Consider the following 22,827-nt stretch of genomic DNA (forward strand, 5'->3'; position numbering starts at 1 on the left):
GAGCAGAATTCTGCACCGCCGCAAAGCTCAGAAGGAACGGCATGGATTCTAGGGTCTGCGCCGCGTCGCTTCGCTCCTTGCTCCGCCCTAGAATGACGAAGCGTAGAGTGGCTCTATCCTCCAATCACGTGTTCATCGAATCGAAGAAATCGGTGTTGGTCTTGGTCTGCTTGAGCTTGTCGATGAGGAACTCGATCGCGTCGGTCGTTCCCATCGGCGCGAGAATCCGGCGCAGCACGAAGATCTTCTGCAGGTCCGAACGCGGCACCAGCAGGTCTTCCTTGCGGGTACCGGACTTCAGAATGTCGATCGCCGGGTAGATGCGCTTGTCGGCTACCTTGCGGTCGAGCTGGATTTCGCAGTTGCCGGTGCCCTTGAACTCTTCGAAGATGACTTCGTCCATGCGGCTGCCGGTGTCGATCAGCGCGGTGGCGATGATGGTGAGCGACCCGCCTTCCTCGATGTTGCGGGCGGCGCCGAAGAAACGCTTTGGGCGCTGCAGCGCGTTGGCGTCGACACCGCCGGTCAACACCTTGCCGGATGACGGCACCACGGTGTTGTAGGCGCGGCCGAGGCGCGTGATGGAATCGAGCAGGATGACGACGTCGCGCCCATGCTCGACGAGGCGCTTGGCCTTCTCGATCACCATTTCGGCGACCTGCACATGGCGCGCCGCCGGCTCGTCGAAGGTCGAGGAAATCACTTCGCCCTTAACCGAGCGCTGCATGTCGGTCACTTCTTCCGGACGCTCATCGATAAGAAGCACGATCAGGTAGCATTCGGGATGATTGGCAGTGATCGAGTGCGCGATGTTCTGCAAAAGCACCGTCTTACCGGTGCGCGGCTGAGCGTTGATCAGCGCGCGCTGTCCCTTGCCGATCGGTGCCACCAAGTCGATCACGCGGGGCGAGATGTCCTTGCTGGTAGGATTCTCGACCTCCATCTTCAGCCGCGAAGTCGGATAGAGCGGCGTCAAATTGTCGAAGTGGATCTTGTGGCGGATCTTCTCCGGGTCGTCGAAATTGATGGTGTTGACCTTGAGCAGCGCGAAATAGCGCTCGCCCTCCTTGGGGCTGCGGATCGGCCCTTCGACCGTATCCCCGGTCTTCAGCGAAAAGCGCCGTATTTGCGAGGGCGAAATATAGATGTCGTCGGGGCCGGGCAGGTAGTTGGCGTTGGCCGAGCGCAGGAAGCCGAAACCGTCCTGCAGCACCTCCACCACGCCATCGCCGATGATCTCGACATCCTGGGTGGCGAGCTTCTTCAGGATCGCAAACATCAGCTCCTGCTTGCGCATGACGCTGGCGTTCTCCACCTCGAGCGATTCGGCGTAAGCGATCAGCTCCGGCGGCTTCTTGTTCTTGAACTCGGTGAGTTTCATTTCTTGCATTAGATAGACTCTGGGCAGGCTTTGGGGAGAAATATCGGCTGGTATGCGACAAATGCCGGGCGCGGCCGAAAGCGAGAAAGGGGCGGCGCATGACGGGAAGGAAGACCCGTCTTTTATCGTCGGTCGCCTGAAAGAGCAAGCCGCCTTTTGCGGGGTCGTTCGAGCCTCAGAAGGGCTTCACAATGACCAGGATGACGATGACGATCATAAGCAATGTGGGGATCTCGTTGACGATCCGCCAGTGCCTCGCCGGCTTTTCGTTCTTGTCCTCGGCGAATTTCCGCACCGCGCCGGCGAGATAGCCGTGAAGCCCCGAAAGCAGAAGCACAGCCGCGATCTTGGCGTGCAGCCAACCGCCCTGAAAAGCGAAGCCCTTCCAGGCCAGCCAAAGCCCGAGCACCCAGGTGACGATCATCGCCGGATTGATGATCCCCCGCAGCAGCCGGCGCTCCATCACCTTGAAAGTCTCGGACTGCACGGAGCCTTTCTCGGCATCGACGTGATAGACGAAGAGCCGCGGCAGATAGAGCATGCCGGCCATCCAGGAGATGACGGCTATGACGTGGATCGCCTTCGCCCAGGGGTAGAAACTGTCCGGCGCTACGAAATAGAGTAGCGCCGTCAGCACGACGAGAACGGCAATGCCGATCACCATGCGCTTCATCGCCTGGCCGGTACTGTTCTCGTTGCCCGCACTATTCTTGTTGCGGTCGTCGGTCATCGGTGGCCCCTCACCATTTTCACCATGGCCTCGACATGCGCCACCGGCGTTTCCGGCGTAATGCCATGGCCGAGGTTGAAGATCAGCGGCCCGTCGCCCAGCGTGCGAAGGATGGCATCGACACCGTCGGCCAATGCCTTGCCGCCGGCGACCAGGCGAACCGGATCGAGATTGCCCTGCACCGCGCCTTCGCCCTGCAATTCCTTCGCCATCGACAGCGGCACGGTCCAGTCGAGCCCGAGCCCGGTAATGCCCGTCTTCTTCCTGTAATCGCGATAGCGCTCGCCGGCGCCCTTCGGAAACCCGATCACCGGGATATCCGGGTGCGCCGCCTTCACCTGGCTGACGATCTCGGCAACGGGCTCGACGCAGAACGCCTCGAAGGAAGGCTCGTCGAGCACGCCCGACCAGGAATCGAAAATCTGCACCACATCGGCGCCGGCCTCGATCTGGCGGATGAGATAGGCGGCCGAGTGGTCGGCCAGTATCTTCAGGAGCCGGGCGAAGGCCTCCGGCTCGCGATAGGCGAAAAGCCGCGCCGGTCCCTGGTCCGGCGTGCCGTGGCCGGCAATCATATAGGTCGCGACCGTCCAAGGCGCGCCGCAGAAGCCGATCAATGTCGTTTGATCCGGCAGCTTCGCGCGCAGCCGGCGGACCGTCTCGTAGACCGGTTCGAGATTCACGTGAAACGTTTCGCCGTTGAGCGCCGGGATCTCGGCCGCCGCAATCGGCTTCAGGATCGGCCCTTGCCCCTCTTCGAAGCGGACTTCCCGGCCCAGCGCATTGGGCACAACGAGAATGTCGGAGAACAAGATCGAGGCGTCGAAGCCGAAGCGCTCGATCGGCTGCAGCGTCACTTCAACGGCAAGATCAGGATCGTAGCAGAGGTCGAGAAAGGAACCGGCCCGCTTCCGGGTCTCGCGATATTCCGGCAGATAGCGGCCGGCCTGGCGCATCATCCAGAGCGGCGGCGGTGAAACCGTCTCGCCCTTGAGGACGTCCAGCATGATCCGTTTCCCAGCCATCCAGCGCTTGCCTCTCCAGGGTGCCATTAAATCAAATATCTATTTTAAAGGAGTCTTCTGATTCTAAGAGTCTGTTGGTTGTGGTGGTTGCGACCTGTCCCGTCTGCCGCTCGAAAAGGCCAGTCAGCATATTGTCGCGCGGCCTCATTCGCAAATTGGAGGGATCTGGGGAAGAACCTGATTCAAGCTTTAGAGTCAGCGGCTTGGCATCTCTGTTTCGAATTCCGTACTGTGGACGACGCGGCCCAAGAAAAGTTGATCCCCGGTTTTGTCCCCAGCGCCGCGACAAAGCCTACAGCGGGGCGAATTGTGGACAAGGTGCCATCTGATACAGTCGCTCCCGCCGGCGCGATGTTTTTGTCCGACCTTGTCCACAATAGCCCACAGCCTGGAACCAACCCTTGTGAACAAACCCCAGAGCTTCTTCCATTTGCATCTGATTTCCGACGCCACCGGCGAGACGCTGCTGGCGGCCGGCCGTGCGGCGTCGGCCCAATACAAGGACGCGCGAGCCATCGAGCATATCTATCCGCTGATCCGCACGGAAAAGCAGGTCGCCAAGGTCTTCGAGGATATCGAGGAGGAGCCGGGCATCATCCTCTATACGGTCGTCGACCAGAAACTGGCGCGCAGCATCGACGAGCGCTGCGCCGCCATGGGCCTGCCTTGCGTTTCGGTGCTGGAGCCGGTGCTTGCCGTCTTCCAGTCCTATCTCGGCACGCCCGCCGGCCGCCGCGTCGGCGCCCAGCATGTGCTCGACGCCGAATATTTCCGCCGCATCGATGCGCTGAATTTCACCATGGAGCATGACGACGGCCAGCTGCCGGCCAATATGGAGGATGCCGACATCGTGTTGATCGGCATTTCGCGCACCTCGAAGACACCGACCAGCATCTATCTCGCCAACCGCGGCATCAAGACCGCCAACATTCCGATCGTGCTCGGCGTGCCGCTGCCGGAAAGCCTGATCGCCGCGAAGACACCGCTGATCGTCGGCCTCGTCGCCACGGCCGAGCGCATATCGCATGTCAGGCAAAACCGCATCCTCGGCAACACCAGCGCCTATGTGCCGACCGACTATATCGACCGCGCCGCGATCAACGAGGAGCTCGCCTATGCGCGCCAGCTCTGCACCAGGCATGGCTGGCCGATGATCGACGTCAGCCGGCGTTCGATCGAGGAAACGGCGGCCGCCATCGTTGCCCTGCGGGGAAAGACGAGATAACGCGTTGCGTCGATAAACCGGGACGCGAGAGCGCGACAGATCATGGCCGAGAAAATCATCCTCGCTTCGGGCAGCCCGTTCCGCAAGGCGATGCTCGTCGATGCCGGGCTCGACATCGAGGCTGTTCCGGCAGACGTCGACGAGCGCGCGCTCGAGGCGCCCTTGCAGGATAGCGGTGTGTCTCCCGAGGATGTCGCCTCGATCCTGGCCGAAGCCAAGGCGACCGAGGTCAGCGAGCGCAGGCCGGGCGCGCTGGTGCTTGGCTGCGACCAGACGCTGTCGCTGGGCGATGAAATCTTCCACAAGCCGGCCGACATGGAAGGCGCGCGAAGGCATCTCCTGGCTTTGTCGGGCAAGACCCATCAGCTGAACAGCGCCGCCGTGCTCTGCCGCGACGGCGAGGTGCTGTGGCGCTATGTCGGCATCGCCGGCCTGACCATGCGCAAGCTCGACCCGGCCTTCATCGGCCGGCACCTGGCGCGGGTCGGCGCCAAGGCTCTGGCAAGCGTCGGCGCCTATCAGATCGAGGGCGAAGGCATCCAGCTCTTCGAAAAGATCGAGGGCGATTATTTCACGATCGTCGGCCTGCCGCTGTTGCCGCTGCTCGAGGAACTGCGCGCGCTGGGAGCTATCGATGGCTGAGAAGAAAGCCTTCGTCACCGGCCATCCGATCGCGCATTCGCGCTCGCCGAAGATCCACGGCCACTGGCTGGCGAAATACGGCATCGACGGCAGCTATGAGGCGATCGACGTTCGGCCGGAGGATTTCCCGGTGTTCCTGAAATCGCTGGGCGAGAACGGTTATCGCGGCGGCAACGTCACGACCCCGCACAAGGAAGCGGCCTTCGCTTTGGTCGAGCGCCGCGACGAGGCGGCGGATGCGATTGGCGCGGTCAACACGCTCTGGCTGGAAGAGGGTGTGCTGTGGGGCGGCAACACGGACGGTCTCGGCTTTGCCGGCAATCTCGACGAACACGCCCCTGGCTGGGCGGCGAACGGCCCGGCTGTGGTGTTGGGCGCAGGCGGCGCGTCCCGCGCGGTCATCCACGCGCTGAAGCAGCGCGGCGTGAAAGATATCCGCATCGTCAACCGCACGCTGGCGAGGGCGCAGGAACTTGCCGACCGGTTCGGCGCCGGGGTTTCCGCGTATGGCGTCGGCGCGGTCGCCGAGCTGCTCGCCGATGCCGGCTTGCTCATCAACACCACCGCGCTCGGCATGCATGGCAACGAGGCGCTCGCCGCTGATCCGGCGGGTCTGCCCGGCCATGCCATCGTCACCGACATCGTCTATGTGCCGCTGGAAACACCGCTGCTCGCGGCCGCCAGGGCGCGTGGCCTGAAGACGGTCGATGGGCTGGGCATGCTGCTGCACCAGGCGGTGCCCGGTTTCGAGCGCTGGTTCGGCAAGCGGCCGGAAGTGACGCCGGAATTGCGGCGCATGATCGTCGCCGATATCGAAGCCCATTGAGATGGCGGGCGGCGACATGATCGTGCTCGGCCTCACCGGATCGATCGGCATGGGCAAGTCGACCACGGCAAAGATGTTCGCCGAGGCCGGCGTGCCGGTGCATGATTCGGACGAAACCGTGCATCGCCTCTATTCCGGCAAGGCAGCGCCTCTGGTCGAAGCGGCCTTTCCCGGCACGACGAAAGCGGGCGTGGTCGATCGCGCCAGGCTGGCCGGGAAAGTGCTGGGCGATGCTGCCGCGCTGAAGAGGCTGGAGGCGATCATTCATCCGCTGGTGCGCGCGGACGCCGATGCATTTCTTGCCAGGCATCGTGCCGCCGGCGCGCCGCTTGCCGTGCTCGACATCCCGCTGCTGTTCGAGACCGGCGGCCGCAACCGCGTCGACAAGGTCGTGGTCGTCACCGCGCCGGCGGAGATCCAGCGCGCCCGTGTGCTGGAGCGGCCAGGCATGAGCGAAGAAAAATTCGCCTCGATCCTCGCCAAGCAGGTGCCGGACGCCGAGAAGCGCCGTCAGGCGGATTTCATCGTCGACACCGGCCAGGGTTTCGATGCCGCGCGTGCGGCGGTCGCAGCCATCGTCAGCGAATTGACGACAGCCAAGAATTGACGGGGGATAAGTCCGGCAAGGACGCTTCCTGACGCCACCTGTCAGCAGTCCATATTGCCATTTTGTTCCGGTTTGTGATTCTGCTCTTTGCAGCGGACTGATTCGAATGCGTGAGATCATCTTCGATACGGAAACCACCGGCCTCGATTTGCGCGACGACCGCATCATCGAGCTCGGCGGCGTCGAGTTGGTCAACCGCTTCCCGACCGGACGCACCTTCCATAAATTCATCAATCCGCAGGGGCGGGCGATCCACGCCGAGGCGCAGGCCGTGCACGGCATCAGCGCCACCGACCTGGTGGGCAAGCCGACCTTTGCCGAAGTCGTCGAGGAGTGGCTGGCCTTCACCGACGGCGCCAAGCTGATCGCCCACAACGCCACTTTCGATATCGGCTTCCTCAACCTCGAATTCAGCCGGCTAGACCATCCGGCCATCGATCCCGGCCGCATCGTCGACACGCTGGCGCTGGCGCGCCGCAAGCATCCGATGGGCCCGAATTCGCTGGACGCGCTCTGCCGCCGCTACGGGATCGACAACACCCGCCGCACCAAGCACGGCGCGCTTCTCGACTCCGAATTGCTGGCCGAGGTCTATATCGAGCTCATCGGCGGCAAGCAGGCGGCGCTGGTCCTCGAGACCGTGGCCGTGCAGATGAACGGCAACGGCGAGGTGGCCGACATCGACATCAGTATCGGCGCAAGGCCGATCGCCCTGCCGCCGCGCCTGACCGAAGCGGATCGCTCGGCGCATGCCGGGCTGGTCGCGACGCTGGGTGAAAAGGCGCTGTGGCTGAAGGTGACGGCCGCGGGTTAACGGATAACCGGACAGGCAGCGATCCTTCGCGCCCCCCCTCTGCCCTGCCGGGCATCTCCCCCCAAGGGCCCCCAAGGGGGGAGATTGGCAGTTTCGGCGCCTCGCCCGCCCCTCAACGTTGTAAATTGGCGAAAGCTGAGGCGACATCTGATCTCCCCCCTTGTGGGGGAGATGGCCGGCAGGCCAGAGGGGGGCGCTGTCCCGCCAGCGTCGCCAACAAAAAAGCCCGGCGCGAGGCCGGGCTTCTGATAGGGATGCGGCAGAGCCTTCTCAGCTCACCTGGACCTTGCTCGCGGCCTGGTCCTCAGCGATGCGCTGCTGGAACATCTGCGCGAAATCGATCGGGTCGAGCATCAGCGGCGGGAAGCCGCCGTTGCGGGTGGCGTCGGCGATGATCTGGCGGGCGAAGGGGAAAAGCAGCCGCGGGCATTCGATGAACAGGATCGGCAGCATGTGCTCCTGCGGGAAGCCGCTGATGGCGAAGACGCCGCCATAGACCAGTTCGACGTTGAACAGCACTTCCTGGTCGAAGGAAGCCTTGGCATTCAAGGTCAGGTTGACGTCGAACTGCTTGTCCGAGAGCGGGTTGGCGTTGACGTTGACATTGATGGCGATGCCCGGGGCCTTGTCGCGGCCGCGCAGCGAGTTCGGCGCGCCGGGGCTTTCGAAGGACAGGTCCTTCACATACTGGGCGAGCACGTTGAGCGAGGGCTGTGCCTGGTTGCCGTTGCCGTTGGCGGCGCCTGCCGCGGCATCATCATTGCTGGCCATGAGCCTTAGTCCTTTTGCCTGGGCAGCATTGCTGACCGGATTGAAATCGGGGGTTCGCTACCATGCTCGGCAGGACATGACAAGTTTTGCACGCCGCTCCAAATTGCGCGGCGGGTTCCGGCGCAACGACGCGCATCAGACGCGAATTCGAGCGAATCTTGAAAAGAACTAGTCGTCTTTCAGTCGCCGCCAGGGGGAGTTGTGATCCGGCCCGCGCTTGAAGTCGTCCTCACGCGAATAGTCGCTGTCGTCGAGATCGATGACCTTGTCGCGCCGGCGGGCCGAAAAGCCGCTGCTGAAGCTCGTCGCCATCACGATGCGGTTCTTGAGCAGCCGCCAGGCGAGATCGCGCACCGGCGGCAGGAGGAGCAGGATGGCGACAATGTCAGTGATGAAGCCTGGAATGATGAGCAGGATCGCCGCCAGCACGATCATCGCGCCATGCGCAAGCTGGCGGCTTGGGTCGCGCCCGGCATCCATTTCCGCCCGCACCCGCGCCATGACGCCAAAACCCTGATGTCTGAGCAGCAGGCTGCCGGCAATGGTGGAGAGGATGACGAGCCCGACCGTCGCCAAAGCGCCCACTTCGCGGCCGACGATGACGAAGCCCGCGATCTCCAGAAGCGGCAGCAGGAGCAGGAACAGCGGGAAGAGTGAAAGTCGCAAGTCTTGACCGATCGCTTTCTTCTTTTGCAGGCCTCGGCGACAATCGCCGCTGGCACTGGGGCCTTTAGATAGGTATGGCTGGCTTTGATTTGAATGATTGCGCCCGCCGTTCTATATGCTTTGGGTAGTGAACGCTATGCGACCGCCGCCATCCTAGGGGGTCTGGTGGTCCGGCCAGGACAGGGATCGAATTGGCGGAAGATATGGGTTTCTTCGACTTTGGCACGATTTTCTTCTTGATTGCGGCGGTTGTGATCTTCTTCCAGCTGCGCAACGTGCTTGGACGTCGTACCGGAAACGAACGCCCGCCCTTCGATCCCTATTCGGCAAGCCGCACGCGCGAGCAGGACGCAGCGCAGAAATCCGAGAATGTGGTGTCGCTGCCGCGCAAGCGCATGCCGGGTGAAACGGCGGCCGAGACCTATGCCGCGATTGACGCCTTCGCCAAGCCGGACAGCGATCTCAACAAGGGCCTGCGCACGATCAAGGACAACGACCCGTCCTTCGACCCCAAGACCTTCGTCGACGGCGCCAAGATGGCCTACGAGATGATCGTCATGGCCTTTGCCGACGGCGACCGCAAGACGCTGAAGAACCTGTTGTCGCGCGAGGTCTATGACAGCTTCGTCGCTGCGATCGGCGAGCGCGAGGCGAAATCGGAAAAGATCCAGTCTTCCTTCGTCGGCATCGACAAGGTCGATGTCGTCGCCGCCGAGATGAAGGGCACCGAGGCGCATATCACGCTGCGCATCGTCAGCGAGCTGATTTCGGCGACCCGCGACAAGGTCGGCGCCGTCATCGACGGCGATCCCGAGAAAGTCGCCGAGGTCAAGGACGTCTGGACCTTCTTCCGCGATACCCGGTCGCGGGATCCGAACTGGAAGCTGGTCGCCACGGAAGAAGAAGACTGAGATAAAGCGGCGGGGCCAGTCGTGCCGCTCTCTCCTCCATTCAGTGAAAAATCCTTCGGCGACCTGCCGGGTTGGGGCGAGGACGATCACCTCGACGCCTTCACGGCGTTCAAACGTTCCGCTCTCTACGTACCGACCAAGCCTTATCGCACTGGTTCGCTCGGCGTTGATTTCGACGCCTTTGCCGGGGCCTATGCCGAGGCGCGCTCCGTTTCGCCGGCGAATCTGTCCGAGGCGCGGTCGTTCTTCGAGCGCCATTTCGTACCGGCGCTGGTGACGCCCGAAAACAACGGCGCCGGCCTCGTCACCGGCTTCTACGAGCCGGAGGTCGAGGCTTCGCCGGTCAGGTCTGAGCGGTTCACGGTGCCGCTGCTTTCCCGCCCGGCCGACCTGATCGACATCGACGATAAAAACCGCCCTGCCGGCATGGATCCCTATCTTGCCTTCGCGCGCGATATGCCGGCAGGCCCGGCCGAATATTTCGACCGCGGCGCAATCGAGCGCGGCGCCCTCGCCGCGCGGAACCTCGAGATTGCCTGGCTCGCCGACAAGGTCGACGCCTTCTTCATCCATGTGCAGGGGGCGGCCAGGCTGAAGATGACCGACGGCAGGCTCTGCCGCGTCACCTATGCCGCCAAATCCGGCCAGCGCTTCACCGGTCCGGGCAGGATCCTGAGCGAGCTCGGCGAGATCCCGCTGGAAAAAGTGACGATGCAGTCGATCCGCGCCTGGTTCAAGGCGCATCCCGATCGGGACGACGAGATCCTCTGGCAGAACCGCTCCTACATTTTCTTCCGCGAGGCGCCGGTCGACGATCCGGCGCTCGGCCCCATCGCCGCAGCCAAGGTGCCGCTGACGCCAGGCCGCTCCGTCGCCGTTGACCGGCTGCTGCACACATTCGGCACGCCTTTCTACATCGACGCGCCGACGCTTACGGCCTTCGACCAAAAACCGTTCCGGCGGCTGATGATCGCGCAGGACACCGGCTCGGCCATCACCGGTCCGGCGCGCGGCGATCTCTTCGCGGGATCCGGCGACGCCGCCGGTGAGATTGCCGGCGTCGTGCGCAACGCCGCCGATTTCTACGCGCTGGTCCCGCGCGGGCTGGTCGAGAGGAGGGGCGCGTGACCCGCCGCGACGACACGCTCAGCGAGGACGACCGCATCCTCTGGAACCTGGTGGCGAAGACGACGCGGCCGTTGAAAGGCAAGGCCGCGGTCGAGATTCCCGACATCGTCGAGCCGAAGCCGGCGCCGGCGCCCGCGCCGGCCAACGGCGTTGCGGCCACAGCCGCGAAGCCGAAGCCGCAGCACGTCTCGCATGCGCTGGACGACCAGACGCTCGACAAGCTGAAAAAAGGCAGGCTGCCGATCGAGGGCCGCGTCGACCTGCACGGCATGACGCAGGACGAGGCCTATTCGCTGCTGCTCACCTTCCTGCACCGCGCCCATGTCGGCGGCGTCCGCTATGTGCTGGTCATCACCGGCAAAGGCTCGTCCTCCGGCGGCGACGGCATCCTGCGGCGCTCGGTGCCGCACTGGCTGTCGACCCCGGCTTTCCGGCACCTGGTCTCCAGCCACGACCACGCCGCCCGCAACCATGGCGGCTCGGGCGCGCTCTACGTGCGGCTGAGGCGAACGCGGTCATGAGGATGCGGTCATGACCCCTTTCGGTGAAAGGCTGCGCGCGCTGCGCGCCGAGCGCGGCGTCAGCCAGAAGGCGATGGCTCAAGCCATCGGCGTCAGCGCCGCCTATCTGTCGGCGCTCGAGCATGGCCGGCGCGGCGCCCCGACCTGGACGCTGATCCAGAAGATCATCGGCTATTTCAACATCATCTGGGACGACGCCGAGGACCTCGCCCGCCTCGCCGAAACCTCGCATCCGAGGGTCAGGATCGACACCTCCGGCCTGTCGCCGGCCGCGACAGAGCTCGCCAATCTTCTGGCCGAGAGCATCGAGAAGCTGGACGAGGCGGAATTGCGGAAGATCACCGCATCGGTCCGTTCGGCCCTCGGCGGCGCGGGCGGTAAGCGGTAATTGGCAACGCCGGCGCTGCCCCTCATCTGACTGCCGCCATCTTCTCCCCGTAGAACGGGGAGAAGGACGCTCGCGCCGAAGATTTCGCCAATTGCCAACGTTGTAGGAAGGGCACCGGCATAGCGGCCAGCCTCTTTCTCCCCGTTTACGGGGAGAAATGCCCGGCAGGGCAATGAGGGGCAGCGCCGACCTGCGATATCTGGAGACGTAGGATGAAGCCGCTTTGCGCGGCTGCGCTGCCTCTGCCTACTGCACCGAGCCGACCAGCACCGGCTGGCCATCGCGGATCGAGACCCAGCGGCCGGTGTTGTCGATCGCCTGGCGCTTGAGATAGCGGTAGCCGGTCTCATCCCAGGCTTTGACCTTGTCGGTCAAATTGTCGAGGATGTAGTCGCCCTTGTCGGTGCGCACCGTCAGCACGGAATGGCCTTCGCCGTCCGGCTTGCGCACGACGGTGATCAGGAGATCGGCGAGCGACATGCCCATGCGGTAGAGCTGGCGCCGCTTCTCCAGCACATAGTCCTCGCAATCGCCAAAGCCGTTGTCCGGATAGGTCCAGACCTCGTCCTTGCCGTAATTGTCGAGATCGCTCATCGGCTTGACGGCGGCGTTGACCCTGGCGGTGATGCTGCTCAGCCGGCGCCACAGCCCATCGGTCAACTTGGCCGGCGCGAGATTGGCCGGGCGAATGTTGCATTCGCTCGGATGCGTCTTGCAGAAATCATAGTGTCCGATCGGCTGCGAGGTCAGGCCGCCGGTGGTCATGGCGCCCGCCGCCCATGCCGGCACCGCCCAATGGGCCGAGATCGCCAGCCCTGCGACTGCACACAAACGCAGCATCCGCGCCATCGGTGAGGAAGTCATTGTCCCCCGGTCCGCCCTGTTCTTTTATTAACGAAACGTTAAAGGCGATTTACAGTCCGTGTCAATTAGAGACAACGGCTAGTTTGAAGGCATGGTTACCCGCGCGATCCCGACAGCGGCACTTTCGCAACAGCGGCGTCGGCGAATGCCGGAGGCCGCCCGCCGCTGCCCCGTGCTAACTAGTTGTTTTTACGCAACTTCCAAACGAAAGCGCCAAGCGCTTCCGGCAGGCAGGGGCAGGCTCGCCTTTGCTCAGCCCTTGGCGGAACGGACCAGCTTCGGCTTCGCGGCCACCCGGGTCTGGCGGCCATAGCTGGTGATGAAGTCGACGATGCGCGGCACGATCTCCGAGCGGAACCGCGAGCCGTTGAAGACGCCGTAATGGCCGACGGCCGGTTGCATGTAGTGTGCCTGCCGGTCGGACGGGATGTTGACGCAAAGGTCATGCGCGGCCTGGGTCTGGCCGAGGCCGGAAATGTCGTCGTTCTCGCCCTCGACGGTGAACAGGGCGACGTTGCGGATTTCCTTGGGATCGACGGCCTCGCCGCGATGCGTCATCTCGCCCTTCGGCAAAGCGTGGCGCACGAACACCGTGTCGACGGTCTGCAGGTAGAACTCCGCCGTCAGGTCCATCACGGCGAGATATTCATCGTAGAAGTCGCGGTGCTTCTCGGCGCTGTCGCCGTCGTTTTTCACAAGGTGCATGAAGAAGTCCTTGTGGGCGATGATGTGACGGTCGAGGTTCATGCTCATGAAGCCCGAAAGCTGCAGGAAGCCGGGATAGACCTCGCGGCCGAAGCCCGGCACCGGCCAGGGGGCGTTCATGATGACATTGTCGCGGAACCAGTCGATGCCCTTTTCCTCGGCGAGCAGATTGACCGCGGTCGGGTTGCGGCGGGTGTCGATCGGGCCGCCCATCAGCGTCATGGTCGACGGCACGAAGGGATCGCCGCGCTCTTCCATCAGCGCCACCGCCGCCAGCACCGGCACCGAGGGCTGGCAGACTCCCATGACATGCGTGTCGGGGCCCAGCGCATGGAACATCTCGATGATGTAGTCGATATAGTCGTCGAGATCGAAGCTGCCCTGCGACAGCGGCACCATGCGGGCGTCGACCCAGTCGGTGATGTGCACGTCGGCGTGGGGAAGCATCGCCTCGACCGTGCCCCGCAGCAGCGTCGCGTAGTGGCCGGACATCGGCGCCACGATTAGAAGCTTCGGGTCCGGTTTGCGGCCCGCCGGCAGCGAGCGCTCGAAGCGGACGAGATTGCAGAACGGCCTCGCCCAGACGGTTTTTTCCGTCACATCGACGCTCTTCCAGTCGACCACGGTCTTGGTCAGGCCGAATTGCGGCTTGCCGTAGCGGCGCGTCGTGCGCTCGAAGAGTTCTGCGGTCGCCGCGACCGAGCGGCCGAGCGGCGTATGCGAGATCGGATTGAGCGGGTTCGAGTAGAAGAGCCGCACCGCGTCGGCATAGAGGCGGGCCGGCTGCAGCGCCGCATGGTTGAATTCGTAGAGCTGGTAGAACATCGGGAACCCCGCTGCTGCCTGACGACCAAAGGGCCGACGAGCAGCGCCGAGCCTTGAATGTCTCGCAGGGAGGTTAACAAGATATTGTTGCGATGCAATACGTCATTTTGTCTGACGAATGCGTCTTTGGTCCAAACTGTTGATAATTCGCCTCTGGCGGTAGAGCCGGCTCAATGTGCGGTGCCGCAATGTGTAGGAAATGTGTCCGGCCCTCTCGCCGGACACTCAGACCATGATCCCGAACCAGCGGTTCGGAAAAGGTCATGGTCCGAGAAAATACCTCAGACGCGCGCCATGCAGACAGCGGTATGGCCCGAGCCGATGAAGCCGAGCTGGTTGGCGGCGCCGCGGGAGAGGTCGAGCACGCGGCCTCTGACGAAAGGTCCGCGATCGTTGATGCGCACGACGACGCTGCGGCCGTTGTTCTTGTTGGTGACCTTGAGCTTGGTGCCGAACGGCAAGCTGCGGTGGGCTGCGGTCAGCGCGGCGGGGTTCATGCGCTCGCCGGACGCGGTTCTCGAATGCAGCGCATACCAGGAGGCTCGTCCGCATTGCGCGGCGGCCGAGGAGGCGGTCGAGGCGCCAGCCATCAGGCCAGCCGCGACCGTTACCGCGACAAGCGCGGTGCGGTTGGTTTTCTTCATCTTTTAGGGGTGGGCTCCGTTTATAGACAACCCGCCGTATGTGCCGAATGAGGCGGGAAATGCGGCAACCATCTGGCGGTTCCATGGCAAATGCACACGTTTGGAGTCGCCGCGAAACAGTTTGTCATGACATTTCCGGCATGCGTGGGCGTATTCTTTGTGAAGACCGCGCTGATTTGCAGGAAGTCCTGAGTAGGAGCGGCGGTCAGCCCGCAAGTAGAAGAGGGAGCGATTGCTTCGCTTCCTTCCACTCTTTTATTGCGCATGCATTCAAGTTGAGGATCGACTATCCGGGGGGATCTCGCTGATGCGACTGATCAGGAATTTGCTGGCGCTGCTCGTGCTGGCGATCGGCGTGCTGTGGTCGCTGCAGGGTCTCGGGCTGGTCCCGGGCAGCTTCATGACCGGCCAGAGGCAATGGCTCTACATCGGGCTCGTCACCGTGCTGGTCGGCCTGCTCGGCCTCCGCTGGGCGAACCGCTCGCGCATCTGAGGGGCAGCATCGCGAGACGACGCGCCGCCCTGACCTGATCGAGGAATGCGCGGTACAAAGGTGAGATCTGTAGTGTTCCTTCGCACCCCCCTCTGGCCTGCCGGCCATCTCCCCCGCAAGGGGGGAGATCAGCCGTCACGTCGGGTTTCGCCAATCTCCAACGTTGCAGAATGAGCGGGGCGCGGAAACCGCCAATCTCCCCCTTGCGGCGGAGATGCCCGGCAGGGCAGAGGGGGGTGCTGTCCCGCCGGCGTGTCAAAGGACGAACGGCGCGCCGCCTTCCTTCACGCAGCCTTCGCCGCCGGCTTGGCCGTCTTGACGTGGGTCACGCTGCGGCGTCCGTCGACGCTCACCGGCACGTCGCCGTCGACGGTGGCGCGGCGCACGATCCGCTGCTGGTCGCCATAGTCGTTCACCGCATAGTGCTGGGTGGCCCGATTGTCCCAGATCGCGACGTCGCCGGCCTGCCAGCGCCACCGCACGGTGTTCTCGGGCGTGGTCACGTAACTCTGGAACAGCTCATAGAGCTTTGCCGAGTCGCTCTTCGACAGGCCGACGAAGCGCTGCACGAAGTTGCCCAAAAGCAGCGACCGCTCCCCGGTTTCGGGATGCACGCGCACCACGGGGTGCTCGGTTTCGTAGACGGTCGAGGTGAAGACCTCCTCGAAATGCTTCCTTTCCTCGGCGCTGGCGCGAGGCCGCACCGCGGCGTAGTCATAGGCATTGCTGTGAATGGCCCAGAGATTGTCCGCCAGCAGTTTCAACGGCGCCGGCAGGCTTTCATAGGCGGCATGCGTGTTGGACCAGATCGTATCGCCGCCGGCCGCGGGGATGACGACGCCGCGAAGGACGGAGAATTTCGGATAGGCATCCACGAAGGTCACGTCCGTGTGCCATTGGTCGGCGCGGCCTCCGCCGCGGCTGGAATCCAGATTGAGGATCGAGGCCGTGCCCGCCACCGGACCCTGCGTGGGATGCGGCACGAGATCGCCCAGGCGCCGCGCGAACAGTTCATGCTCGGAATCGTCGAGATGGTCCTGACCGCGGAAGAAGACGACCTTGTGCTTCAGAAGCAGCTGATTGACCGCCGCGATGGTGGCGTCAGGCAGGCTTCCGCCGAGGCGGATGCCCCTGATTTCCGCTCCCACACGGGCGGTCAGCGGAATGACATCGGTTGGCGGAATGATCTGGTCGACGGCGGCTAGGTTGCTCATGGGCATCTCCTCGTTGCTCGTTGGGGAAGGACAGGTCTATGGGGGCTGATCACTGCGACCAGTACTGCCAGGCCCAGTAGAAACTCTCGTCGCGCGGCGGCAGGCGGTCGCGCTCGGCGTCCAGCCGCACCGGCGCCGGCGATCTTGGTTCGCCTTGCGACTGCTCCGGTGTTTCTGTTTCTTTTGGTCTCACAAGCAGCCAGTTGCCGACCTGGGCGAAAAGCACCGCGGTGGAATGCGTCATCGTCATTCTCCTTGTTTCGCTCAATCCTTGCCCGCCCAGGGAACCAGCGCCCGCTCGACCCTGCGGATGACGAACTCCAGCGCGAAGGCGATGGTCGCGATCACCAGGATGCCCATCACCACCACGTCGGTGACCAGGAACTGCGCCGCCGACTGGATCATGAAGCCGAGCCCGCGCGTCGCCGCCACCAGTTCGGCCGCCACCAGCGTCGACCAGCCGGCGCCGAGCCCGATGCGCAGGCCGGTCAGGATCGAGGGCAAGGCGCTGGGCAGCACGACGTGGCGCACGACCTGCCTGCGCGTCGCACCCAGCGAACGCGCCGCGTCGATGCGTTCGTGCGAGACGCCGCGCACGCCGGCGGCTGTCGACAGCGCCACCGGCGCCAGCATGGCAATGGCAATCACCAGGACCTTCGACGGCTCGCCGATGCCGAACCAGATGACGATCAGCGGCAAATAGGCGAGCGGCGGGATCGGCCGCAGGAATTCGAGCAGCGGATCGAAGACGCCGCGCCCGATCCGGCTGATGCCGATGGCGAGCCCGACCGGAACGCCGACGACGATCGCCACGACAAGGGCCGCGAACACACGGCCTAGACTGGCGGTGACGTGCTGAAGCAGCGTCGCATCGACGAACCCGTCGCGGGCGACCACGACGAACTTCGCCCAGACGGCGGCGGGCGAGGGCAGGAAGACCGGTGACACCAGCTGCAGTTCGGCCGACACCGTCCATGCCGCCAACAGGGCGAGAATGGTGAGGGCGCTGATCAGGCGGGCCGAAACGCCCGTCTGCTTGCGACACGGCCGCGACCACGGCACCGACGTCTCACCGACCTTTGCACCAGGCCGCTCCGTGTAGCTGCCGATGCTCATGCAGCTTCTCCCTCGAAGATCGCATCCGTCAGCTCCGCGCGGGCGGCGGCAAAGGCCGGATCGGCCTTGATCGCGCGGATCGGTTCGCCCGCGGCATAGCGTCGGCCGAAATGGGTGTCGAAACTGCGCACCACATGGCCGGGTCCCGGCGCCAGCACCACGATCCTGGTGGCGAGCACCAGCGCTTCCTCGATGCCGTGCGTCACCATCAGCACGCCGACTTGTGCCGCCGACCACAGATCGAGCAGCGTCGTCTGCATGCGTTCGCGCGTCAGTGCGTCGAGGGCGCCGAGCGGCTCGTCGAGGAGCAGGAATTCGGGTTCAGCGGCCAATGCGCGCGCCAGGCCGACGCGTTGCCGCATGCCGCCGGAAAGCTCCCAGATGTGCTTGTCGCCGGCACCGTTGAGCTTGACCAGCGACAGCAATTCGTCGGCGCGCCGCGCCCGTTTGTCCGCAGGCACGCCGCGCAGCCGGAGCGCGAAGGCGACGTTCTCACGCGCGGTCAGCCAGGGAAAGAGCGCATCGTTCTGGAAGACCACGGCGCGGTCCGGTCCGGGCGCGGTGATCGGCCGGCCGCCGATCGTGGCCCGGCCGCGCGCTGGCTTCACCAGCCCGGCGGCAACGTTGAGCAGCGAGGTCTTGCCGCAGCCCGAGCGGCCGACCAGCACGACGAAGTCGCCCTTGCCGATATCGATCGACACGCATTCGACCGCCGGTTCCGGCTGGCCGTCATAGTGGACGCTGACCTTGTCGAGGGCGAGATGCATCATCGGGATCCAGGCCTCCGTCAAACCAGGGGCCTGCCCCGAGTCCGCTCCTCGTAAGCGGTCCCGGGACAGGCAAGCGCAAGGCCAGGGAAGAGGGGCCGCGCTTGTTGAGCAATTCCGGGAAAGGCGGTCTTCCTTCCGGAATTGCATGGAGAAAAGCTCAGTTCGAGGCGAGCGCCTCGCTGGCATATCTGGTCGTCACGTATTTCGAGTAGTCGGGCAGCACGGCGTCGATCTTGCCCTGCTCCTTGAGGAAGGCGGACGTCGCCGCGATCGCCTTGACCGTGGCGCCGCCGAGGAACTTGTCCGAGGCCTGCTCGTCGAGCGTCGGGAAGACATAGCCCTTGAGCAGTTCCGGCACCTCTTCCAGCTTGGCGCCGGTCAGCTTGGCGATCTTGCCGGCTTCCGGCGAGGACACCGACCAGGCCTTGGGCTTGGCCAGGTATTGGGCATAGGCCTTGCCGGTCACCTTGACGAAGTCGCGCACCGCCTCCGGGTGCTTGTCGGCGAAGTCGGTGCGCACGATCCAGGCGTCGAAGGTCGGCGCGCCCCAGGCCGCCACTTGTGCGGAATCGAGCACCACCTTGCCGGATGTCTTGATCTGGCCGAGCGCCGGATCCCAGACATAGGCCGCGTCGATGTCGCCGCGCGCGAAGGCGGCGGCGATTTCCGGCGGCCTGAGGTTGAGGATCTGGACCGACTTCGGATCGACGCCTTCATGCTTCAGCGCCGCGAGCAGGCTGTAATGCGTGGTCGACACGAAAGGCACGGCCACCTTCTTGCCGGCAAGGTCGGCGACCTTCTCGATGCCGGCGCCGTTGCGGGCGACCAGCGCCTCCGACGGGCCGATCAGCCCGACGACGAAGATGGTCTGGATCGGCAGCTCGCGGCTTGCGGCGGCGGCCAGCGGGCTCGAGCCGACATAGCCGATATCGACCGAGCCGGAAGCGATCGCCGCGATGACGTCGGCGCCGGAATCGAATTTGCGCCAGTCGATCGCCGCCTTGGTCGCTTTCTCGTAGACGCCGTCGGCCTGCGGCACTTTCGAAGGCTCGACCACCGTCTGGTAGCCGATGGTGATCTTGAGATCCTCCGCCGCGGCCGGGCCGAGATAGGCGGCGCCCGCGAGCGCGGCGGACGACAGAAGCAGAATGCGTCGTGAAATGGTTGACATGAAAGGCTCCCTAACCCTGACAAAACTGGATTGCCTTTCTATCGTCGGTTAATTCTATCGGGTTTGTAGAGTTAAATCCTTCCATCTGCGCCCGGCTTGGTGGAAAAAAGTCGCCGGATATTGGTTGCGAGGGCGCAAAAGGACGGTCGCGGATGGGTTCGCCAGGCGCCATGATGGGTGGCCAAGCCCGTTCAGAACGATTCTGAAGCGCCGCGTTTCTTCCCACCCCCCTCTGTCCTGCCGGACATCTCCCCCGCAAGGGGGGAGATTGGCAGCTCGGTCGCCGGCGCACTTCCTCCAGCGTTGGCGATTGGCGAAAGCCAAGGTGACATCCGATCTCCCCCCTTGCGGGGGAGATGGCCGGCAGGCCAGAGGGGGGTGCTGTCCCGCCGGCGGTTTTGGATTTCTGCACTGCAGCCTCGAATCTCAGGCGCCGCGTCTGAAGGACCCAACGAACGAAAATCCTCCTGTCACCTTCCCCGGGTAAATCCGTACCCCAGATAGCGGCGGAATTGAAACGAGGTTCCGTGTGCGAACGGGTTAGTATAGTAATCTTATCGACATTAGGGAGAGAGAACGATGCGCGACCACCTGAACCGCATACCGCCAGTCGTTCGCGACACCAGCCTGACGGCTGCCTCACGGCGGCCGGCGCTGGCCGCCTAGGCTCGACGCGGCCCCTCGATAGCTCCTGAATTTCAGCCATGGTTGGACGCGGCAACTCCATCATCATTGTCGGCGGCGGTGCCAGCGGCGTCGTGCTGGCCGCGCATCTCTTGAAATCGTCCAATCCGGACCTCCGCGTCACGCTGATCGAGAAGCGCCCGCATTTCGGCCAGGGCATGGCCTATTCGACGCTGCTCTCCGCCCATGTGCTGAACGTCAAAGCCTCCGGCATGAGCGCCTATGCCGACGATCCGGACAACTTCGCGCGCTGGGTGCTGGAGCGCGGCCTCGCTCAGCCGGGCCAGGGGCCGTTCTACGCGCCGCGCAGCCTTTATGCCCGCTATCTGAAGGAACTGCTCGACGATCTCGAGGAGCGCGAGCGCGAGAGCGGCCGCTTGCGGCTGATCCGCGAGGAGAGCCTGTCGATCTCGCCGACCCCGTCGGGCGTCGAGGTGGCCTTGGCCAACGGCACCAGCGTCGTCGGCCATCTCGCCGTTTTAGCCACCGGCCATGACGAGCAGCCGGGCGCCTTCCAGGGCCGCGCCATCCGCATGGGTTCGGAGGCCGACACCGCGCTCGACCCGCAAGCTCCGGTCCTGGTGCTCGGCACGGGTTTGAGCATGGTCGATGCCTTTCTGTCACTCGAGCAGCGCGGCCATCGCGGCGAGATCATAGCCGTGTCGCGGCGCGGCCTGCTGCCCTCGCCGCACCGCAAGGGCAACCCGATCAAGCTCGACGTCGCCGACATTCCGCTCGGCACCCAGCTTTCCTATTTCGTCGGCTGGTTCCGCAACCTGATCCGCGAGAACCAGAAGGCCGGCGGCGACTGGCGCGACGTCGTCGACGGCCTGAGGCCCTTCAACCAGAAAATCTGGCAGAACTGGCCGTCCTCGGCGAAACGCCGCTTTGTCGAGCACACCAAGGCCTGGTGGGACATCCATCGCCACCGCATGGCGCCGGAAGTCTATGAGCGCGTCACCGAAGCGGTCGGCTCGGGCCGCATCCGCCTCGTCGCCGGCCGCGTCGTGGACGTCGAGCCGGGCTTCACCGTCACGATCCAGCAGCGCGGCACGCAGGCGCTCGAAACGCTCGAGGTCGCCCGCATCTATGACTGCATGGGCATTGCCCGCGACATCTCGAAGACGTCGAACAGCCTCGTGCGCTCGCTGGTCGAGCGCGGTCTGGCGCGCCCGGACCCGCTGCGCCTCGGCCTCGACGTCACCGCCAGATGCGAGCTGATCGCGGCCGACGGCACGGTGTCGTCAAAACTCCTCGCCGTCGGCCCGCTGACGCGCGGCACCTTCTTCGAGATCGACGCCATTCCCGATATCCGCGTCCAGTGCGCGCGGCTGGCCAAGCAGTTGTTTGGCTAGGGCGTTTCACCGTTTCACGGAAACGGCGAAACGCCCTATCTCTTTGTTTTTGCGCAATTCCGGACGGAAAATCGCTCACACTTTTCCTGGAAAGGCCTAGATTGCAGTCCGGCCTTCAGCCGCCGAGCGCCTCGCAAACGACCCGCGCGGTTTCGGCGCCGGAAAAATTCTGCTGTCCGGTGATCAGGTTGCCGTCGCGCACGGCAAAGCAGCGCCACAATCCGGCCTGGACATAATTGGCGCCGATCGCCTTGAGCTCGTCCTCGATGCGCCACGGCATCAGATGCTCGCCACGCTCAAGCGCGCCCATCTCCCAGGTGGCGTTGTCGGCAAAATCCTCCTCGATATTGGCAAAGCCGGTCACCGTCTTGCCCTCGACAAGCAGCGATCCGTCCGCGCGCCTGGCATAGCGCAGGATCGCGGTACCATGGCAGAGCGCGGCCGCCACCTTGCCTGCTTCGTGGAAGGCGACGAATGTCCGCTGCAGCCCGGTCGCCCCTTCATAGGTGAACATCGGCGACTGGCCGCCGGCAACGACGATGGCGTCGAAGCGCTCGACATCGATCTCCGACACCGGCCTTGTGTTGTCCACCAGGGCCACCAACTTGGGGCTCGAAATGAAGCCGAGCGAGATGAGGTCGGTTTCCGAATAGCCGGATGGATCGCGTGGGTCGCTCAGCGCATCGGCCTCGCACTTGCCGCCATCGGGCGAAAAGATCTCGACCTGATAGCCGCGCTCGGTGAAGGCGAACCAGGGATGGGTCAGCTCGCTCCACCAGAAGCCGACGGGCCATCCGGTCGTGGTCGAGACGGCCGGATTTGCTATGACGATCGCCACGCGCCTGGGCTCTCGCGCATTGACCGGATTGGGGTCCCGTACACTCATCTTCGCTCTCCCTCATGAATCTTTTGCCGAGAAAGCCGGACACTGCAATCTGGCCACATGGCGGGGCAGATTTCGCTTCCGTTGCGGCGGTGCCCTACCTACGATCGACACATGACCCAACGCGGTAGACTCTATGGCTGCCCGGTCGAGTTCGCGCTCGACGCGCTCGGCGGCAAGTGGAAGACAGTGATCCTGGCGCGAATCAAGGAGCGGCCCCTGCGCTATTCCGAATTGCGCCGTATGATCCCCTCGCTCTCCGACAAGATGCTGACGCAGCGCCTGTCCGATCTCGTCGAGATCGGCTTCGTTACGCTCGAGACATCGCCGGACGGCAAGGGTCGCTACGCGGTGACCGAGCGCGGCCGCGATCTGGCCGCCGCGCTGCAGGCGCTCTACGACTGGGGCAACGTGCACGGTCGCGCGGAGGGTGTACGCTTCCGCACCGACATCGAGGCCGCTGCTTAG

26 protein-coding genes are annotated in these 22,827 nt (G+C 64.3%); 12 read left to right on the forward strand and 14 right to left on the reverse strand.

Translation table 11 applies throughout. The features are described from left to right. Nucleotides 1-124: 124 nt before the first annotated feature. From rho to hemE, 3 genes are all read right to left on the reverse strand, one after another. A complete protein-coding gene (gene rho, locus RFN30_RS22495; RefSeq protein WP_320264287.1) occupies nucleotides 125-1,390 on the reverse strand; it encodes a transcription termination factor Rho in 1,266 nt (421 codons plus the stop codon). A gap of 166 nt (nucleotides 1,391-1,556) precedes the next feature. Continuing rightward, nucleotides 1,557-2,111 (reverse strand): protoporphyrinogen oxidase HemJ, encoded by a 555-nt coding sequence (hemJ, locus tag RFN30_RS22500; protein WP_320264288.1) that lies wholly within the window; start codon nucleotides 2,109-2,111, stop codon nucleotides 1,557-1,559. Continuing rightward, nucleotides 2,108-3,136: a uroporphyrinogen decarboxylase gene (gene hemE, locus RFN30_RS22505; RefSeq protein ID WP_320264289.1), complete on the reverse strand. Its 1,029-nt coding sequence runs from the start codon at nucleotides 3,134-3,136 to the stop codon at nucleotides 2,108-2,110. The genes hemJ and hemE overlap by 4 nt, the downstream gene beginning before the upstream one ends. Nucleotides 3,137-3,539: 403 nt before the next feature. Between hemE and RFN30_RS22510 the strand changes: the two genes are divergently transcribed. The 5 genes from RFN30_RS22510 (at nucleotide 3,540) to dnaQ (ending at nucleotide 7,250) form a co-directional block, all read left to right on the forward strand. Next, a complete protein-coding gene (locus RFN30_RS22510; RefSeq protein ID WP_320264290.1) occupies nucleotides 3,540-4,361 on the forward strand; it encodes a pyruvate, water dikinase regulatory protein in 822 nt (273 codons plus the stop codon). A 42-nt stretch (nucleotides 4,362-4,403) separates the two neighbouring features. Then, nucleotides 4,404-5,003 (forward strand): Maf-like protein, encoded by a 600-nt coding sequence (locus tag RFN30_RS22515; RefSeq protein ID WP_320264291.1) that lies wholly within the window; start codon nucleotides 4,404-4,406, stop codon nucleotides 5,001-5,003. Further along, entirely contained in the window at nucleotides 4,996-5,829 is an 834-nt protein-coding gene (locus RFN30_RS22520) for a shikimate dehydrogenase (RefSeq protein ID WP_320264292.1), read from the forward strand. The genes RFN30_RS22515 and RFN30_RS22520 overlap by 8 nt, the downstream gene beginning before the upstream one ends. A 16-nt stretch (nucleotides 5,830-5,845) precedes the next feature. After that, the gene (gene coaE / locus RFN30_RS22525; protein ID WP_320264435.1) at nucleotides 5,846-6,436 is read left to right on the forward strand and encodes a dephospho-CoA kinase; all 591 of its coding nucleotides are present in this window, start codon (nucleotides 5,846-5,848) and stop codon (nucleotides 6,434-6,436) included. A 106-nt stretch (nucleotides 6,437-6,542) separates the two neighbouring features. Next, nucleotides 6,543-7,250, forward strand: a complete 708-nt coding sequence (gene dnaQ / locus RFN30_RS22530) for a DNA polymerase III subunit epsilon (protein WP_320264293.1) — start codon at nucleotides 6,543-6,545, stop codon at nucleotides 7,248-7,250. Between the two features lie 270 nt (nucleotides 7,251-7,520). Here dnaQ and secB read toward each other — a convergent pair whose 3' ends face one another. Next, nucleotides 7,521-8,021: a protein-export chaperone SecB gene (gene secB, locus RFN30_RS22535; protein ID WP_059189571.1), complete on the reverse strand. Its 501-nt coding sequence runs from the start codon at nucleotides 8,019-8,021 to the stop codon at nucleotides 7,521-7,523. Between the two features lie 168 nt (nucleotides 8,022-8,189). Further along, nucleotides 8,190-8,687: an FxsA family protein gene (locus RFN30_RS22540; protein ID WP_320264294.1), complete on the reverse strand. Its 498-nt coding sequence runs from the start codon at nucleotides 8,685-8,687 to the stop codon at nucleotides 8,190-8,192. Between the two features lie 203 nt (nucleotides 8,688-8,890). On the opposite strand from RFN30_RS22540, the gene RFN30_RS22545 reads away from it, so the two are divergent. From RFN30_RS22545 to RFN30_RS22560, 4 genes are read left to right on the forward strand one after another with little or no spacing between them, the layout of a single operon-like run. Further along, nucleotides 8,891-9,598, forward strand: a complete 708-nt coding sequence (locus RFN30_RS22545; protein WP_320264295.1) for a Tim44/TimA family putative adaptor protein — start codon at nucleotides 8,891-8,893, stop codon at nucleotides 9,596-9,598. A gap of 21 nt (nucleotides 9,599-9,619) precedes the next feature. Next, complete coding sequence (gene mltA / locus RFN30_RS22550) at nucleotides 9,620-10,726, forward strand: murein transglycosylase A (protein WP_320264296.1); 1,107 nt, start codon at nucleotides 9,620-9,622, stop codon at nucleotides 10,724-10,726. After that, entirely contained in the window at nucleotides 10,723-11,247 is a 525-nt protein-coding gene (locus tag RFN30_RS22555; protein ID WP_320264297.1) for a Smr/MutS family protein, read from the forward strand. Before mltA ends, RFN30_RS22555 begins: the two co-directional genes overlap by 4 nt. Nucleotides 11,248-11,257: 10 nt before the next feature. Next, nucleotides 11,258-11,635 carry a helix-turn-helix domain-containing protein gene (locus RFN30_RS22560; protein WP_320264298.1) on the forward strand — a complete coding sequence of 126 codons (378 nt, stop codon included), beginning with the start codon at nucleotides 11,258-11,260 and terminating at the stop codon, nucleotides 11,633-11,635. A 246-nt stretch (nucleotides 11,636-11,881) separates the two neighbouring features. Here the strand turns inward: RFN30_RS22560 and RFN30_RS22565 are convergent, their stop codons facing one another. The 3 genes from RFN30_RS22565 to RFN30_RS22575 all read right to left on the reverse strand — a co-directional run bounded on the left by RFN30_RS22565 (nucleotide 11,882) and on the right by RFN30_RS22575 (nucleotide 14,673). Further along, nucleotides 11,882-12,499, reverse strand: coding sequence for a transglutaminase-like cysteine peptidase (locus tag RFN30_RS22565; RefSeq protein ID WP_320264299.1), 618 nt, complete (start codon nucleotides 12,497-12,499; stop codon nucleotides 11,882-11,884). A 252-nt stretch (nucleotides 12,500-12,751) separates the two neighbouring features. Next, nucleotides 12,752-14,029, reverse strand: coding sequence for a polyhydroxyalkanoate depolymerase (locus tag RFN30_RS22570; RefSeq protein WP_320264300.1), 1,278 nt, complete (start codon nucleotides 14,027-14,029; stop codon nucleotides 12,752-12,754). Nucleotides 14,030-14,310: 281 nt separating this feature from the next. Further along, the gene (locus RFN30_RS22575) at nucleotides 14,311-14,673 is read right to left on the reverse strand and encodes a septal ring lytic transglycosylase RlpA family protein (protein WP_320264301.1); all 363 of its coding nucleotides are present in this window, start codon (nucleotides 14,671-14,673) and stop codon (nucleotides 14,311-14,313) included. A gap of 307 nt (nucleotides 14,674-14,980) precedes the next feature. Between RFN30_RS22575 and RFN30_RS22580 the strand changes: the two genes are divergently transcribed. Further along, nucleotides 14,981-15,166 (forward strand): hypothetical protein, encoded by a 186-nt coding sequence (locus RFN30_RS22580; RefSeq protein ID WP_320264302.1) that lies wholly within the window; start codon nucleotides 14,981-14,983, stop codon nucleotides 15,164-15,166. 284 nt (nucleotides 15,167-15,450) lie between these two features. Here RFN30_RS22580 and RFN30_RS22585 read toward each other — a convergent pair whose 3' ends face one another. The 5 genes from RFN30_RS22585 to tauA form a co-directional block, all read right to left on the reverse strand. Beyond that, the gene (locus RFN30_RS22585; protein WP_320264303.1) at nucleotides 15,451-16,380 is read right to left on the reverse strand and encodes a TauD/TfdA dioxygenase family protein; all 930 of its coding nucleotides are present in this window, start codon (nucleotides 16,378-16,380) and stop codon (nucleotides 15,451-15,453) included. A gap of 49 nt (nucleotides 16,381-16,429) precedes the next feature. Next, complete coding sequence (locus RFN30_RS22590; protein WP_320264304.1) at nucleotides 16,430-16,624, reverse strand: hypothetical protein; 195 nt, start codon at nucleotides 16,622-16,624, stop codon at nucleotides 16,430-16,432. A gap of 20 nt (nucleotides 16,625-16,644) precedes the next feature. Continuing rightward, nucleotides 16,645-17,496, reverse strand: coding sequence for an ABC transporter permease subunit (locus RFN30_RS22595; protein WP_320264305.1), 852 nt, complete (start codon nucleotides 17,494-17,496; stop codon nucleotides 16,645-16,647). Then, nucleotides 17,493-18,266 carry a taurine ABC transporter ATP-binding protein gene (locus RFN30_RS22600; protein ID WP_320264306.1) on the reverse strand — a complete coding sequence of 258 codons (774 nt, stop codon included), beginning with the start codon at nucleotides 18,264-18,266 and terminating at the stop codon, nucleotides 17,493-17,495. The genes RFN30_RS22595 and RFN30_RS22600 overlap by 4 nt, the downstream gene beginning before the upstream one ends. A gap of 157 nt (nucleotides 18,267-18,423) precedes the next feature. Further along, nucleotides 18,424-19,437, reverse strand: a complete 1,014-nt coding sequence (gene tauA / locus RFN30_RS22605; RefSeq protein ID WP_320264307.1) for a taurine ABC transporter substrate-binding protein — start codon at nucleotides 19,435-19,437, stop codon at nucleotides 18,424-18,426. A gap of 704 nt (nucleotides 19,438-20,141) precedes the next feature. On the opposite strand from tauA, the gene RFN30_RS22610 reads away from it, so the two are divergent. Next, entirely contained in the window at nucleotides 20,142-21,476 is a 1,335-nt protein-coding gene (locus RFN30_RS22610) for an FAD/NAD(P)-binding protein (protein ID WP_320264308.1), read from the forward strand. 115 nt (nucleotides 21,477-21,591) lie between these two features. Here RFN30_RS22610 and RFN30_RS22615 read toward each other — a convergent pair whose 3' ends face one another. After that, nucleotides 21,592-22,362: a type 1 glutamine amidotransferase domain-containing protein gene (locus tag RFN30_RS22615; RefSeq protein WP_320264309.1), complete on the reverse strand. Its 771-nt coding sequence runs from the start codon at nucleotides 22,360-22,362 to the stop codon at nucleotides 21,592-21,594. Nucleotides 22,363-22,473: 111 nt separating this feature from the next. Between RFN30_RS22615 and RFN30_RS22620 the strand changes: the two genes are divergently transcribed. Continuing rightward, nucleotides 22,474-22,827 carry a winged helix-turn-helix transcriptional regulator gene (locus RFN30_RS22620; protein WP_320264310.1) on the forward strand — a complete coding sequence of 118 codons (354 nt, stop codon included), beginning with the start codon at nucleotides 22,474-22,476 and terminating at the stop codon, nucleotides 22,825-22,827.

This window comes from Mesorhizobium dulcispinae, from assembly GCF_033977345.1.
Classification (GTDB): domain Bacteria; phylum Pseudomonadota; class Alphaproteobacteria; order Rhizobiales; family Rhizobiaceae; genus Mesorhizobium; species Mesorhizobium dulcispinae.

Coding starts and splice junctions, on each gene's coding strand:
- rho (WP_320264287.1), bottom strand. CDS start 1,390: ATGCAAGAAATGAAACTCACCGAGTTCAAGAACAAGAAGCCGCCGGAG.
- hemJ (WP_320264288.1), bottom strand. CDS start 2,111: ATGACCGACGACCGCAACAAGAATAGTGCGGGCAACGAGAACAGTACC.
- hemE (WP_320264289.1), bottom strand. CDS start 3,136: ATGGCTGGGAAACGGATCATGCTGGACGTCCTCAAGGGCGAGACGGTT.
- RFN30_RS22515 (WP_320264291.1), top strand. CDS start 4,404: ATGGCCGAGAAAATCATCCTCGCTTCGGGCAGCCCGTTCCGCAAGGCG.
- RFN30_RS22520 (WP_320264292.1), top strand. CDS start 4,996: ATGGCTGAGAAGAAAGCCTTCGTCACCGGCCATCCGATCGCGCATTCG.
- coaE (WP_320264435.1), top strand. CDS start 5,846: ATGATCGTGCTCGGCCTCACCGGATCGATCGGCATGGGCAAGTCGACC.
- dnaQ (WP_320264293.1), top strand. CDS start 6,543: ATGCGTGAGATCATCTTCGATACGGAAACCACCGGCCTCGATTTGCGC.
- secB (WP_059189571.1), bottom strand. CDS start 8,021: ATGGCCAGCAATGATGATGCCGCGGCAGGCGCCGCCAACGGCAACGGC.
- RFN30_RS22545 (WP_320264295.1), top strand. CDS start 8,891: ATGGGTTTCTTCGACTTTGGCACGATTTTCTTCTTGATTGCGGCGGTT.
- RFN30_RS22560 (WP_320264298.1), top strand. CDS start 11,258: ATGACCCCTTTCGGTGAAAGGCTGCGCGCGCTGCGCGCCGAGCGCGGC.
- RFN30_RS22565 (WP_320264299.1), bottom strand. CDS start 12,499: ATGACTTCCTCACCGATGGCGCGGATGCTGCGTTTGTGTGCAGTCGCA.
- RFN30_RS22570 (WP_320264300.1), bottom strand. CDS start 14,029: ATGTTCTACCAGCTCTACGAATTCAACCATGCGGCGCTGCAGCCGGCC.
- RFN30_RS22575 (WP_320264301.1), bottom strand. CDS start 14,673: ATGAAGAAAACCAACCGCACCGCGCTTGTCGCGGTAACGGTCGCGGCT.
- RFN30_RS22580 (WP_320264302.1), top strand. CDS start 14,981: ATGCGACTGATCAGGAATTTGCTGGCGCTGCTCGTGCTGGCGATCGGC.
- RFN30_RS22585 (WP_320264303.1), bottom strand. CDS start 16,380: ATGAGCAACCTAGCCGCCGTCGACCAGATCATTCCGCCAACCGATGTC.
- RFN30_RS22590 (WP_320264304.1), bottom strand. CDS start 16,624: ATGACGCATTCCACCGCGGTGCTTTTCGCCCAGGTCGGCAACTGGCTG.
- RFN30_RS22595 (WP_320264305.1), bottom strand. CDS start 17,496: ATGAGCATCGGCAGCTACACGGAGCGGCCTGGTGCAAAGGTCGGTGAG.
- RFN30_RS22600 (WP_320264306.1), bottom strand. CDS start 18,266: ATGATGCATCTCGCCCTCGACAAGGTCAGCGTCCACTATGACGGCCAG.
- tauA (WP_320264307.1), bottom strand. CDS start 19,437: ATGTCAACCATTTCACGACGCATTCTGCTTCTGTCGTCCGCCGCGCTC.
- RFN30_RS22610 (WP_320264308.1), top strand. CDS start 20,142: ATGGTTGGACGCGGCAACTCCATCATCATTGTCGGCGGCGGTGCCAGC.
- RFN30_RS22615 (WP_320264309.1), bottom strand. CDS start 22,362: ATGAGTGTACGGGACCCCAATCCGGTCAATGCGCGAGAGCCCAGGCGC.
- RFN30_RS22620 (WP_320264310.1), top strand. CDS start 22,474: ATGACCCAACGCGGTAGACTCTATGGCTGCCCGGTCGAGTTCGCGCTC.